Here is a 12,232-nt window from a genome sequence, read left to right as displayed (position 1 = left end):
AAGAAAAATCCCGAAGGTGCAAAAGCCTGGCTGCAAGGGAAATTATTGGTGGCTTGCCTGATCGAGCGGTTGATCGCAGAAGGCGAGCATTTTTCCCCTGAGCCAAAGGAAGAGCTCACAAAAAAACGAACGGGAGCAGGTGGATCTGCGGCGCTCTCGCTGGCGTGAGATGGCGTTTGTCCTTTGGCTGCTTTGTGGCGCAATCGGTCCATGTTTGTCGCTATTCGATTGCCTTGAGCAATGGGATTACTTTAGCAATGCTTTACGTGAGTCCCCGCGAAACACGCGGGGATACCAGCGAGACGGGCTACGGGGCGAGGGGTTTGGTTAGCGCCTATGGGATTTATCCCCGTTGGGCTGCGGAGCGGCCCCAAACCAAGCAACTCGGTGTGTCAGGAAGGTTGAGTTCACTGCTTTCGGGCCGCTCCGCAGCCCAGCGGGGATAAATCCCCTCGCCACAATGGACCGCTCCGTCAGGTACACCGATGTTGACGACATAGAGGGCACCAGAGTCCGATCCGGCCAATCATGTGCAAAACAAACAGGCAAAAAAAACCGGCGCAACCGAAGTTACGCCGGTGGTGTTGCCAGTGATTGCGCGGATGTTCGTGGGTCCGAGCAACCACCGCTGAACGCTTCGCTGGTCAGGCGCGTTCCAGTGCCAGGGCCACGCCCTGGCCGCCGCCGATGCACAGGGTGGCGAGGCCTTTCTTGGCGTCGCGCTTGATCATTTCATGCAGCAGCGACACCAGCACGCGGCAGCCCGACGCACCGATGGGGTGGCCCAGGGCGATGGCGCCGCCGTTGACGTTGACCTTGTCCATGTCCCATTTCAATTCCCGGGCCACCGCCAGCGATTGGGCGGCGAAGGCTTCGTTGGCTTCGATCAGGTCCAGTTGATCCAGCGACCAGCCGGCCTTGTCCAGGCAGCGGCGGGTGGCCGAGACCGGGCCGATGCCCATGATGGCCGGGTCGACGCCGGCATTGGCGTAGGCACTGATTTTCGCCAGCACCGGCAGGCCCAGGGCCTTGGCTTTTTCGGCGCTCATCAGGATCACTGCGGCGGCACCATCGTTGAGCGAGGACGCATTGCCCGCAGTGACGCTGCCGTCCTTCTTGAAGGCCGGCTTGAGCTTGCCCAAGGATTCGGCGGTGGTGCCGGCGCGCGGTTGCTCGTCGGTGGCGAACGCCACGGGATCGCCCTTGCGCTGGGGGATCAGGATCGGTGTGATCTCATCGGCGAAGCGGCCGCCCTCGATGGCGGCGACGGCTTTCTGCTGGGACGCGGCGGCAAAGGCATCCTGTTCTTCACGGCTGATGCCGTACTTGTCCACCAGGTTCTCGGCGGTGATGCCCATGTGGTAATCGTTGAACGCATCCCACAGGCCATCGGTGATCATGCTGTCGATCATCTTCGCGTGGCCCATGCGCAGGCCGGTGCGGGCGACCGGTAACACGTACGGGGCCAGGCTCATGTTCTCCATGCCACCGGCAATGATCACTTCGGCGTCGCCACAACGAATCGCCTGGGCGCCCAGGTGCAACGCCTTGAGTCCCGAACCGCAGACCTTGTTCAGGGTCAACGCCGGCACCGCATGCGGCAGGCCAGCGAGGATCGACGCCTGGCGAGCCGGGTTTTGCCCGGAGCCCGCCGTCAGCACCTGGCCGAGGATCACTTCATCGACCTGCTCACCGGACAGGCCGGTTTGCTCCAGCAGGCGCCGAATCACCGCTGCACCGAGTTCCGGCGCGGGAATGGAAGCCAGCGAACCCTGGAAACTGCCGATGGCGGTACGGGTAGCGGCGACAATCACGACTTCTTGCATCGAATCTCTCCTCACTGGGCACCGAACTGCATTTCAGGCACATGGTCCGGCACGATCAACTTGCCGGCGGTCTTGGCGACGATTTCCTCGACGCTGACGCCTGGGGCACGTTCTTTCAAAATGAAGGCGCCATCCTGGATTTCCAGGTAGGCCAGGTCGGTCAACACCCGCTTGATGCAACCGGCGCCGGTCAGCGGCAGGCTGCAGCGCGGCAGCAGTTTCGACTCACCGTCCTTGGACGCATGGGTCATGGTGACAATGATGTTCTCGGCACCGGCCACCAGGTCCATCGCGCCACCCATGCCCTTGACCAGCTTGCCGGGGATCATCCACGAGGCAATGTTACCTTCGACGTCCACTTCGAACGCGCCAAGCACGGTCAGGTCGATGTGACCGCCGCGGATCATGGCAAACGATTCGGCCGAGGAGAAGATCGAGGCGCCAATGCGCGCGGTGACGGTCTGCTTGCCGGCGTTGATCATGTCGGCATCGACTTCGGCTTCGGTGGGGAATGCGCCCATGCCGAGCAAGCCGTTTTCCGATTGCAGCATGACTTCCATGCCTTCGGGGATGTAGTTGGCGACCAGGGTCGGAATGCCGATGCCCAGGTTCACGTAGTAGCCGTCCTGCATTTCGCGGGCGACGCGTTGAGCCATTTGTTCGCGGGAAAGTGCCATGTTCTTATTCCTTCATTCGGGCCGGGGGCAGGGGATCACTTGCGCACGGTGCGCTGTTCGATACGTTTTTCGAACGTGCCGCAAATGACCCGGTCGACGTAGATGCCAGGGGTGTGGATCTGCGTCGGGTCCAGCTCGCCGGGTTCGACGATTTCTTCGACTTCCACCACCGTGATCTTGCCCGCCGTGGCGGCCAGCGGGTTGAAGTTCTGGGCGGTGTGGCGATAGATCACATTGCCGAAATGGTCGGCCTTCCAGCCCTTGACGATGGCGAAATCGCCGGTGATGGACTCTTCCATCAGGTACTGGCGGCCATGGAATTCACGTACTTCCTTGCCTTCGGCCACCGGCGTGCCGACGCCCGTGGCGGTGAAGAACGCCGGGATGCCGGCGCCACCGGCGCGCATTTTTTCGGCGAGGGTGCCTTGGGGGGTGAGCACGACTTCGATTTCGCCGCTGAGCAGTTGCTGCTCGAACAGGGCGTTTTCGCCCACGTAGGAAGCGACCACCTTGCGGATCTGCCGGTCTTCCAGCAGTACGCCGAGGCCGAAGCCGTCGACGCCGCAGTTGTTGGACACCACAGTGAGGTCACGGATGCCCTTGCGCTTGATCTCGGCGATCAGGTTTTCCGGGATGCCGCACAGGCCAAAGCCGCCGGCGATGACGGTCATGCCGTCCTTCAAGCCTTCCAACGCTTCTTCATAAGAACTCACGCGTTTGTCGAAACCTGCCATAGACACCTCTTTTATTCTTGATGGGGTCGCAATGGAGTGCAGTGTTGCGCTAAGTCATATATTTGTTAAGTTGATTTTTAGGTTGGATTGATTGATAAAACTCAACAGTCGCCGCCATCCACTGGCGGCTCGAAACTTACGGCTTGCCCCTGGAGCGAAGCGATCCCCATGACCCTCAAGCAGATCCGAGCCTTCCTCGCGGTGGCCCAGAGCCTGAGCTTTGCTGTGGCCTGCGAACGGCTGCACCTGTCCCAGTCGGCTCTTAGCCTGACTATCAAGGCCTTGGAAGAAGGCCTCGGCGGTCGCTTGTTCAGCCGCAATACCCGCAACGTGGCGCTGACGCCCGAAGGTGAATCCTTGTTGCCACTGGCCCGACGGCTGGTTGCCGATTGGGACAATGCCGAAGACGAAATGCGTCAACGCTTCACCTTGCAGCGTGGTCGCGTGACGTTGGCGGCAATGCCTTCGTTCGCGGGCAACCTGCTGCCACCGATCCTCAAGACCTTCCGCGCCCGCTTCCCGAATGTCAACGTCACGGTCAACGATGTGATCAACGAACAGGTGCTGGAAATGGTTCGTGATCGTCATGTCGAACTGGGCGTGGCGTTCGAGCCGATGCAGGGTGCGTCATTGGCGTTCACACCTTTGTATCTCGATCGCTTCGTCGCGGTAGTGCCGCTGGATTCACCGCTTGCCCAGCGCGACGAAATCCATTGGGAAACCTTGCTGGAACAGCCCTTCATCACACTGCAACGGCCATCCACCGTACGAGTGATGCTGGAGGAGCATTTGCAGGCCCGGGGCATGAAACTGCCTGTGGAGTTCGAGAGCCACCAGTTGGCGACCGTCGGGCGGATGGTCGCCAGCGGGCTGGGGGTGAGTGCCGTGCCGGCGCTGTGCGTCGGGCAGATGCACGAACTGGGTGCCCGCTGCATCACCTTGAGCGATCCGGTGATCGAACGGGCCATCGGGGTGCTGACCAAGCCGGGGCATGAACTGTCGGCGGCGGCGCAGGCGTTGTTCGATACGCTCAGGGATCAGGAATTGGGTACGCAACTGACCAAGGGCTGAACGCCGAGAACCACTGTGGTGTTGGTCAGCGCAGGTGTTGTGCCAGCAATGGCAGTAATTGCTCACACGGCTCTTCAAGCTTTAGGTCCAGCAACTCATCGGCCCGGGTCTTGCCCCGGTTGATCGCCAGCAACGGCTTGCCCTGGTCCTTGATGGCCCGGCACAGGCGAAACGCCGAATAGGCCATCAGCGACGAGCCCACCACCAGCAGGCCGTCCGCTTGCTCGACGGCTTGCATGGCGCGGGTCGCGGTGAGGGGGGCGACGTTCTCGCCGAAAAACACCACGTCGGGCTTCAACCGCTCGCCGCCGCAATGGGGGCAATTGGGCACTTGAAAGCGCGCCTCGAACGCCGGGTCCAGCAGGGTATCGCCGTCGGGCGCCTGCACGGCGTCGACACCGGCCAGGTAAGGATTCTGCGCTTGCATCAATAACTGGATCTGCTGCCGCTCGCTGCGCTGGCCACAATCCAGGCACAGCACAAGGTGCAGGCTGCCGTGGAGTTCGATGACGTCCTGGCTACCGGCCTGATCATGCAGCGTATCGACATTCTGGGTGATCAACCCGGTGATGCGCTGCTGCGCCTGCAATTGGGCCAAGGCTTCATGGGCCACGTTCGGCCGGGCTTGCCTCACCCGTGGCCAGCCCAGCATCGCCCGCGCCCAATAACGCCGTCGTGCCTGGGCCTGGGCGAGGAACTCCTGGTACATCATCGGCTGTCGGCCCCGTCGCACGCCGTCGCTGTCGCGGTAGTCGGGAATACCCGAGGGTGTGCTGATGCCGGCGCCGGTGAGCACCAGGAAACGACGCCCGGCCATGTGCTCCAGTAACCGATCGAGCGGTGCAAGGTGAAGGTCGTCGGGCATTGGGTGTCTCCGTGGGCCTGGAGCCGTTGAGATTAGCACTGCAATTGCGCAGGGAAACGGTCCCAGCGCCTTTCGTCGCCCTGGATTGCGGTTGCTTCAAACTTTCCCCGGCGCGGCGCTATCCACTTTTATGTGCGGTACTTCATAACCGTCGTGCTGCGTTGCAGTAGCGACCACGGCTAAGGAGAAGGAAATGGCAACGCCTAAAGAGAACCTGCTGGACTGGCTCAACGATGCCCATGCCATGGAGCAACAAGCGGAAAAAATGCTCAAGGCCCAGGCCGAGCGCCTGGAACATTATCCGGTGCTCAAGGCCCGGATCGAGGAGCACTTGCAGGAAACCCTCGGCCAGCAAAAATTGGTCGAACAATGCATCCAACGCCTGGGCGGCAGTACGTCGACGCTCAAGGACCTGGCCGGCAAGCTCATGGCCTTTGGTCAGGCGGTGGGTGGCATGACAATGAGCGACGAAGTGGTCAAGGGGGCCATGAGTGGCTGTGTGTTCGAGAACCTTGAAATCGCCTCGTACACCGTATTGATCGAGGCGGCGAAAGTAGCCGGGGATGTTGAAACGCAACGGGCGTGCGAACAGATCCTGCCCCAGGAAATCGCCATGGCCGAGTGGTTGCGCGAGCACTTGCCGGAAATTACCCAGGCGTTCCTGGAGCGTTCGGCCAATCCGCACACCGAAGCCAAGCGCTGAATACGGCTGAGTGTGAAAGAGCGACCGGATGGCGTGTCGATCGCTCCTTGAAGCGGCCGAGAAGAGGAAACGTATGAAGCAGACCACGGGTGAAGTACGGGCCATCAATCGACAGAGCGCAATGGTGGGGGTGTATGTGGCGCAGGAGGACGGCCATACCGTGCTCGAGCTGAGTTCGGCCAACGACATCGATATTGGCGACATCCTCGAATGGAACAGCGGCACGGCCTTGGGCACGCAGTCCTATCACAACCTGACCAAGGGCTGGACTGCCGATGTGTACGTGGCCAACCACGGCGTTGCGGCGGCGAATCTCGAAGTCCAACTGATGGTCGGGTCTTCCTGACGGCGCCTCGACCCCTTATCCCGGGAGAAAGAGCATGAGCGAATTAAAATGCGGTTGCCCCGATTGCCTGTGTGAGATAGATCCGCAACGGGTTTTCAATCATGACGGCGAAGCCTACTGCAGCCAGGCCTGTGCCGAACAACACCCCAACGGTGAACCGTGTCCGGCACCAGACTGCCATTGCGAACGCAGTGGCAAGGTGGGCGAGCGGGGCGTCACCAATAAGCAGCTGGACGATGCGCTGGAGGAAACGTTTCCGGCCAGTGATCCGATTTCACCTTGATCGAGTCTCTCATCCGGGTGTCGGCGACAGGACATCCGGACGCCGCAAGCCGGTCAGTGCGGTGGTGCAGGAAAACACCGGCAGCCCGCGAGTTTTGGCTTCCTGGAACGGCGCGAGGCCCGGGTGACGAGACCGGTGCAATGGGGTGCCGGCGCCGCCCGACCTTTGGCGGACAGCGTGGAAAGACACGCACTGCTTTCAATTGAACGTAACAAGTAACGGCTAAGGTGTTTAAGATAATTTATGGCTCGCCGCTTATTTGATAGCGAGTTGTAATGTTCAAGCGTTGAATGGATTTGAATTGTCTAGTTCTGACCGTTCGTCGCCGTTCGCTGAATTTCTTTCAAACCTTGGCGAAGTCCAATTCTCATAGTAATACGAGCCAGCGAGGCTCGTTAAACACTAACTAACGAGGTGAATGAAATGGCTAATACAGGAAATAACAATCCTGGCAATTTCGCTAACGATCGTGAGAAGGCATCGGAAGCCGGGAAAAAAGGCGGACAAGCGTCCGGTGGCAACTTTGCCAATAATCCGGAACGCGCCTCCGAAGCAGGGCGCAAGGGCGGCCAGGCATCGGGCGGCAACTTTGCCAACGACCCTGGACGCGCTGCAGAGGCCGGCCGCAAAGGCGGGCAGGCATCGGGTGGTAATTTTGCCAACGATCCTGGGCGCGCCTCGGAAGCGGGCCGCAAAGGTGGCCAGGCTTCGGGCGGCAATTTTGCCAATGACCGGGAAAAGGCCTCCGAAGCCGGTAGGAAGGGCGGCGAAAACAGCCGTGGCGGCGGTCGTGACTCGTAATGCCCGCTGACCAGACAGGCCCCGTGCCCATGGCATGGGGCCCCATGGCCCGGCAATAATTGAATGCAGATATAAAGTTTCGCCTGGCTTTACAAGATTTCCTTTTTATTCGAAATGAGATGTTCGGTATTGTTTTTTAATTGCCGTTCATCTTATTTGTTGAATAAAAATAAAATCACCTTCTCTTAACTTTTTCTCATGCCTTGTGGGCCTTTTATTGCTGACAATGTCTCCATGGCTTATGTCTGATTGAGGGATTTTATCATGTTTTTACATAATAAAAGACTGCAATACACCGTGCGTGTCGCCGAACCTAATCCCGGGCTTGCCAACTTGCTGCTTGAACAGTTCGGTGGTGCCCAGGGTGAGCTGGCGGCGGCGTCGCGCTACTTCACCCAGGCCTTGTCCGAGGACGATCCAGGCCGTAAGGATCTGCTGATGGACATCGCCACCGAGGAGCTCAGCCATCTGGAAGTCATCGGTTCGATCATCGTGATGTTGAACAAAGGTGCCAAGGGCAAGATGGCCGAGGGCGTGGAAAAGGAGGGCCAGTTGTACCGGGACATCAACGGTGCCGGCAATGATTCCCACATCACCAGCCTCCTGTATGGCGCCGGCTCGCCATTGACCAACTCCGCCGGTGTGCCCTGGACCGCCGCCTATGTGGACACCATCGGCGAGCCGACGGCGGACATGCGTTCCAATATCGCGGCCGAGGCGCGGGCGAAAATCGTCTATGAGCGCTTGATGAATGTCACTGACGATCCCGGTGTGAAGGAAGCGCTGGGCTTTTTGATGACCCGCGAAATCGCTCACCAATTGTCGTTCGAAAAAGCCCTGCATTCGATCCAGCCCAATTTCCCCCAAGGCAAATTGCCGGGCATGCCGGAGTTCACCAACGTGTACTTCAATATGTCCCAGGGCGAACCTACCGTGCGCGGCCCATGGAATCAGGGCGACGATTGGGAGTTCGTCGAAAATCCAGCGCCGGCGGTGGATGGCGGCGATGGCCTGGCCAGCGTCCAGCTCAGTGAAAAGGACGAAGCGCTGCTGATGGACATGAAGGCTCGGACGATGTCCAACCCGGAAAGCAACCCCACCACAGGTGCCGACTTGGGTTCAGGGATGCAAGGTGACAAACTGTAAACAACGGCGAGGGAGGAGACTCCCTCGCCTGAACCTTTGCGTCTGAGTGTTCCCGCCATGCAACGCTCAGACTGGTCATGCCCACAGAGCATTAAGGACATTCGATGGACCAGCCCACTTCCCGGATCCGATCCCCCTGGCGCACCTGGCTGGGTCCTGTGCAAAACAACCTGCTGCTAGGGGTGAGTTTCTGGCTCGGGCTGGCGGTGATAACCGCGTTATTACTCTACAGCGGCTACAACGCCTTGGTCGGTGCTGATCGGCACAATCTGGGCTACGCGGTCCTGGGCGGCACGTCCGGTTTCGCCGCCACGGCCCTGGGCGCATTGATGGCGGTGGTGCTGCGCGATATCGCCTCGCGCACCCAGGACATCATGCTGGGTTTCGCCGCCGGCATGATGCTCGCCGCCAGCTCTTTCTCACTGATCCTGCCGGGCATCGAAGCCGCGCAGGTGATTTGTGGCAATCAGTTGCTGGCCGCGTTTGTCGTCGTGCTTGGCCTGGGCCTGGGTGTGGCCCTGATGATCGGCCTCGACCGCTTCGTGCCCCACGAACACGAGTTGAGTGGGCGGCGCGGTCCCGAGGTCGAGCGCATTAACCGTGTGTGGCTGTTCGTGCTGGCCATCACCTTGCACAACCTGCCGGAAGGCATGGCCATCGGCGTCAGTTTTGCCGACGGTGATTTCAAGGTCGGCTTGCCCCTGACCACCGCCATTGCTATCCAGGACATTCCTGAAGGCCTGGCCATTGCCATGGCGCTGCGGGTCACGGGTATCAGCACCTTGCGCGCGGCGCTGATTGCGGTGGGCTCCGGGCTGATGGAACCGCTGGGAGCGGTGATCGGCCTGGGCATGTCGTCGGGTGTCGCCGTCGCGTACCCCATCAGCCTCGGGTTGGCGGCGGGGGCGATGATTTTCGTGGTGTCCCACGAAGTGATTCCCGAGACCCACCGCAACGGCCATGAAACCCCGGCGACGCTGGGCCTGATGATGGGGTTTGCGGTGATGATGTTCCTCGACACGGCGCTCGGCTGAAGGCTGCTCGACTGTCTCGATACCCTCCGTCCACGCTTCGAAAAATTTCTTGAACATCTGAAATTTTCTTCGGGTCAGTGTTGATGACAGGTGAAGCAGCGGATACCGGCTCCACCCTCATCTACCCTTTGAGGCCCGCCAATGCGGCGCCTTTTCTTGACCGGAGGATGATTGAAAATGGCCAGGAAAACAGTGACCGACCTGTTCATCCATGAACTGTCCGATATCTACAGCGCCGAGAAGCAGATCACCCGCGCATTGCCCCGCATGGCCAGGGCTGCGACCAACCCTTTGCTGGCGCAAGCCTTCAACGATCACCTGGAAGAAACCCAAGGCCAGATCGAACGCATCGACACCCTCATCGAAGTGGCCGGCATCAAGCTCAAGCGCATGAAGTGCGTAGCCATGGAAGGGTTGGTGGAAGAGTCCAAGGAACTGCTCGAGGAAATCGAGAAGGGGGCGGTACTCGATGCCGGGTTGATCGGCGCGGCGCAAAAAGTCGAGCATTACGAGATCGCCAGTTACGGCACCCTGCTTGCCATGGCCAAGCACTTGAACCTCGGCGATGAAGTGGTCGGGCTGTTGCTGGCGACGCTCAAGGAAGAAAAGGCCACCGACGAGAAACTGTCCAAGATCGCCGAGCAGGGCGGTAACCAGGCCGCGACGATGGACTCTTGACGACCGGCCAGTCGGGGGCTGGCGCAGGATCGACAAGGCCTGCGCCAAGCGCCTGTCGACTCTGACAGTAGCCAAAGACTCGATGCCGGTATCTCATGGCTCCATTGTTTGCGTTCTCCCCGGAGGCAGCTCATGGAACACCGGGTCACATTCACCGGGCATCTGATCTTCATCGGGTTCGGTTCAATCACCCGGGCAACCTTGCCGTTGCTATTGGGACAGGATCATGTCCCGGTCCAGCACATCACGGTCATTGCGCCTGTTATCGAGAAGCACATCTGGTTCAAGGAGCGAGGCATCAGTTTCGTTCCCAAGGCGCTGACTGAGTCGACCTTCGAGCAAATCCTGGACCGCTTCGTCAGGCGCGGCGACTTCATCGTCAACCTGTCAGTGGCGGTCAGTTCGCTGGCGCTGATGGCCTATGCCTTCGAGAAGGGCGCGCTGTACCTCGATACCTGCGTCGAGCCTTGGGCGGGCGGCTACGACGATCCGCAGTTGAGCCTATCGCGTCGTACCAACTACGCCTTGCGCTACCAGGTCCTGGATTTGCGAAAAAAACTGGGCGAGGGGCCGACGGCGGTGGTGGCCCATGGCGCCAATCCCGGCCTGATCAGCCATTTGCTCAAGGCCGGGCTGGTGGAGCTGGCGGTGCAGCTGAATCATCCGCTGCCACACAATAGCGAGGGTGTGGATTGGGCCCGGTTGTGCATGGAGACGGGCATCAGAGTGATCCATTTTGCCGAGCGTGATACCCAGCGCTCCAAGCAAATAAAGCAGGACGATGAGTTCGTGAACACATGGTCAGTGGAAGGCTTCATCAGTGAGGGTTGCCAACCGGCAGAGTTGGCCTGGGGCACCCACGAGCGCAGGTGGCCGTCGTCGGCACGGCGTCATCGCTTCGGGAGCCGCAACGCCATCTACCTGGAGTGGCCGAGTGCCAGTGTGCGGGTCAAGACCTGGACACCGTTGGGCGGGCCCTGCCTGGGCCTGATGATCACCCATCACGAAACGGCGTCGACCGCCGACCTGCTGACCGTGAAAGACCAACGCCAGTTGATCTACAGGCCGACCCTGTATTACGCCTACCACCCGTGCAACGACGCGTTGCTGTCGATGCACGAGCTGATCGGGCACGACTGGCAGGGCCAGCCCCGGCAGCGCATCCTCAACGGTGAAATCGACAGCGGCGGCGTCGATGCGCTGGGTGTCCTGCTGATGGGGCACGAACTGAATGCCTACTGGTTCGGCTCGGTGTTGAGCATCGATGAGGCACGCGCGCTGTTGCCCTTCAACAATGCCACCAGCCTGCAGGTGGCTGCGGGCGTGCTGGCGGGAATCGTGTGGGCGGTGGAGCATCCGGATCGCGGTATCGTCGAGCCGGAGCAGATGGACCATGAGCGTGTACTGGAAGTGGCCAGGCCTTACCTCGGCACCCTGGTGGGCAAGTGCACCGACTGGCGACCAACCGGCGCCCTCTACGAAGCTTCCCGCAACCGGGCTGTGTTCGATTGGCAGTTCGAGCAGTTCACCCGTTTTTGACCCAGCCCCCTGAAAACCGCCAGGCCGTGGCCGCCAGCGCCGCCACCCAGGCCAGCACGATCAGTGCCGCTGCCAGCTTGTTCACCGGGCGTTGACCGTCGTTCTCCTGCCACTGTCGGGCCTTGGCTTCACACTCGGCCAGTATGGCCGGCGGCATCAATCGAATGGCCAGCCAGATGCCCAGCGGTAACAGGATCACGTCATCCAGATAACCCAGCACCGGGATGAAATCCGGAATCAGGTCGATAGGACTCAGGGCGTAGGCCACTACGATGATTGCGATCCATTTGGGCAGCCATGGCGTCTGCTGATGGCGATAGCAGAACCACAGCGTCATGGTCTGGCGCTTCAGGGCCCTGGCCCAGTGGCGAAGACGTTCGAGGAGCGTTGCCATTCAATAAACCTGCAAGGGCCGAGATACCTGGCCAGGGTAACTGTAAACGCCGGATAAGCCTGCCTGAGCCCGCAGGTTTCGCTGCTCGCCACCTATACTCAACGCCATGGGTGACCTGAATCCGGGGTGGCGCGA

The 12,232-nt window shown here is 60.5% G+C and carries 14 protein-coding genes; 9 read left to right on the top strand and 5 right to left on the bottom strand.

Annotated elements, in window-relative coordinates; all coding sequences use genetic code 11:
• Positions 1–644: 644 nt before the first annotated feature.
• From BT116_RS24235 to BT116_RS24225, 3 genes are read right to left on the bottom strand one after another with little or no spacing between them, the layout of a single operon-like run.
• The gene (locus BT116_RS24235; RefSeq protein ID WP_072347693.1) at positions 645–1,826 is read right to left on the bottom strand and encodes an acetyl-CoA C-acetyltransferase; all 1,182 of its coding nucleotides are present in this window, start codon (positions 1,824–1,826) and stop codon (positions 645–647) included.
• A gap of 11 nt (positions 1,827–1,837) precedes the next feature.
• On the bottom strand, positions 1,838–2,503 hold the full coding sequence (locus BT116_RS24230; RefSeq protein WP_072347691.1) for a CoA transferase subunit B: 666 nt from the start codon (positions 2,501–2,503) through the stop codon (positions 1,838–1,840).
• Between the two features lie 35 nt (positions 2,504–2,538).
• A complete protein-coding gene (locus tag BT116_RS24225; RefSeq protein ID WP_063322042.1) occupies positions 2,539–3,237 on the bottom strand; it encodes a CoA transferase subunit A in 699 nt (232 codons plus the stop codon).
• A 168-nt stretch (positions 3,238–3,405) separates the two neighbouring features.
• Here BT116_RS24225 and BT116_RS24220 point away from each other — a divergent pair, with 168 nt between their 5' ends.
• A complete protein-coding gene (locus BT116_RS24220; RefSeq protein WP_072347689.1) occupies positions 3,406–4,308 on the top strand; it encodes a LysR family transcriptional regulator in 903 nt (300 codons plus the stop codon).
• A gap of 25 nt (positions 4,309–4,333) precedes the next feature.
• Here BT116_RS24220 and BT116_RS24215 read toward each other — a convergent pair whose 3' ends face one another.
• Positions 4,334–5,173 carry an NAD-dependent protein deacetylase gene (locus BT116_RS24215; RefSeq protein WP_072347687.1) on the bottom strand — a complete coding sequence of 280 codons (840 nt, stop codon included), beginning with the start codon at positions 5,171–5,173 and terminating at the stop codon, positions 4,334–4,336.
• Positions 5,174–5,366: 193 nt separating this feature from the next.
• Between BT116_RS24215 and BT116_RS24210 the strand changes: the two genes are divergently transcribed.
• The 8 genes from BT116_RS24210 (at position 5,367) to BT116_RS24175 (ending at position 11,703) form a co-directional block, all read left to right on the top strand.
• Positions 5,367–5,876, top strand: a complete 510-nt coding sequence (locus tag BT116_RS24210; protein ID WP_072347685.1) for a ferritin-like domain-containing protein — start codon at positions 5,367–5,369, stop codon at positions 5,874–5,876.
• A 73-nt stretch (positions 5,877–5,949) separates the two neighbouring features.
• Positions 5,950–6,222 (top strand): hypothetical protein, encoded by a 273-nt coding sequence (locus tag BT116_RS24205; RefSeq protein WP_072347683.1) that lies wholly within the window; start codon positions 5,950–5,952, stop codon positions 6,220–6,222.
• A 34-nt stretch (positions 6,223–6,256) separates the two neighbouring features.
• A complete protein-coding gene (locus BT116_RS24200; protein ID WP_072347681.1) occupies positions 6,257–6,505 on the top strand; it encodes a metallothionein in 249 nt (82 codons plus the stop codon).
• 423 nt (positions 6,506–6,928) lie between these two features.
• Positions 6,929–7,306, top strand: a complete 378-nt coding sequence (locus BT116_RS24195) for a con-10 family general stress protein (RefSeq protein WP_072347679.1) — start codon at positions 6,929–6,931, stop codon at positions 7,304–7,306.
• A 264-nt stretch (positions 7,307–7,570) separates the two neighbouring features.
• Positions 7,571–8,452, top strand: coding sequence for a manganese catalase family protein (locus tag BT116_RS24190; RefSeq protein WP_072347677.1), 882 nt, complete (start codon positions 7,571–7,573; stop codon positions 8,450–8,452).
• A gap of 104 nt (positions 8,453–8,556) precedes the next feature.
• Entirely contained in the window at positions 8,557–9,486 is a 930-nt protein-coding gene (locus BT116_RS24185) for a ZIP family metal transporter (protein ID WP_072347675.1), read from the top strand.
• Between the two features lie 177 nt (positions 9,487–9,663).
• Positions 9,664–10,164: a YciE/YciF ferroxidase family protein gene (locus tag BT116_RS24180; RefSeq protein ID WP_072347673.1), complete on the top strand. Its 501-nt coding sequence runs from the start codon at positions 9,664–9,666 to the stop codon at positions 10,162–10,164.
• Positions 10,165–10,296: 132 nt separating this feature from the next.
• Positions 10,297–11,703: a saccharopine dehydrogenase NADP-binding domain-containing protein gene (locus BT116_RS24175; protein WP_072347671.1), complete on the top strand. Its 1,407-nt coding sequence runs from the start codon at positions 10,297–10,299 to the stop codon at positions 11,701–11,703.
• Here the strand turns inward: BT116_RS24175 and BT116_RS24170 are convergent.
• Positions 11,690–12,097 carry a YkvA family protein gene (locus tag BT116_RS24170; protein ID WP_072347668.1) on the bottom strand — a complete coding sequence of 136 codons (408 nt, stop codon included), beginning with the start codon at positions 12,095–12,097 and terminating at the stop codon, positions 11,690–11,692. The genes BT116_RS24175 and BT116_RS24170 overlap by 14 nt on opposite strands.
• Positions 12,098–12,232: the final 135 nt, after the last annotated feature.

Source organism: Pseudomonas sp. NFACC16-2 (genome assembly GCF_900119205.1).
Lineage (GTDB): Bacteria > Pseudomonadota > Gammaproteobacteria > Pseudomonadales > Pseudomonadaceae > Aquipseudomonas > Aquipseudomonas fluorescens_Q.
This window is presented reverse-complemented; position numbering and strand designations above follow the sequence as displayed.

Bases quoted from the DNA above. Each gene is read 5' to 3' on its own strand.
- BT116_RS24235 (WP_072347693.1), bottom strand. From the start codon at position 1,826: ATGCAAGAAGTCGTGATTGTCGCCGCTACCCGTACCGCCATCGGCAGT.
- BT116_RS24230 (WP_072347691.1), bottom strand. From the start codon at position 2,503: ATGGCACTTTCCCGCGAACAAATGGCTCAACGCGTCGCCCGCGAAATG.
- BT116_RS24225 (WP_063322042.1), bottom strand. From the start codon at position 3,237: ATGGCAGGTTTCGACAAACGCGTGAGTTCTTATGAAGAAGCGTTGGAA.
- BT116_RS24220 (WP_072347689.1), top strand. From the start codon at position 3,406: ATGACCCTCAAGCAGATCCGAGCCTTCCTCGCGGTGGCCCAGAGCCTG.
- BT116_RS24215 (WP_072347687.1), bottom strand. From the start codon at position 5,173: ATGCCCGACGACCTTCACCTTGCACCGCTCGATCGGTTACTGGAGCAC.
- BT116_RS24210 (WP_072347685.1), top strand. From the start codon at position 5,367: ATGGCAACGCCTAAAGAGAACCTGCTGGACTGGCTCAACGATGCCCAT.
- BT116_RS24205 (WP_072347683.1), top strand. From the start codon at position 5,950: ATGAAGCAGACCACGGGTGAAGTACGGGCCATCAATCGACAGAGCGCA.
- BT116_RS24200 (WP_072347681.1), top strand. From the start codon at position 6,257: ATGAGCGAATTAAAATGCGGTTGCCCCGATTGCCTGTGTGAGATAGAT.
- BT116_RS24195 (WP_072347679.1), top strand. From the start codon at position 6,929: ATGGCTAATACAGGAAATAACAATCCTGGCAATTTCGCTAACGATCGT.
- BT116_RS24190 (WP_072347677.1), top strand. From the start codon at position 7,571: ATGTTTTTACATAATAAAAGACTGCAATACACCGTGCGTGTCGCCGAA.
- BT116_RS24185 (WP_072347675.1), top strand. From the start codon at position 8,557: ATGGACCAGCCCACTTCCCGGATCCGATCCCCCTGGCGCACCTGGCTG.
- BT116_RS24180 (WP_072347673.1), top strand. From the start codon at position 9,664: ATGGCCAGGAAAACAGTGACCGACCTGTTCATCCATGAACTGTCCGAT.
- BT116_RS24175 (WP_072347671.1), top strand. From the start codon at position 10,297: ATGGAACACCGGGTCACATTCACCGGGCATCTGATCTTCATCGGGTTC.
- BT116_RS24170 (WP_072347668.1), bottom strand. From the start codon at position 12,097: ATGGCAACGCTCCTCGAACGTCTTCGCCACTGGGCCAGGGCCCTGAAG.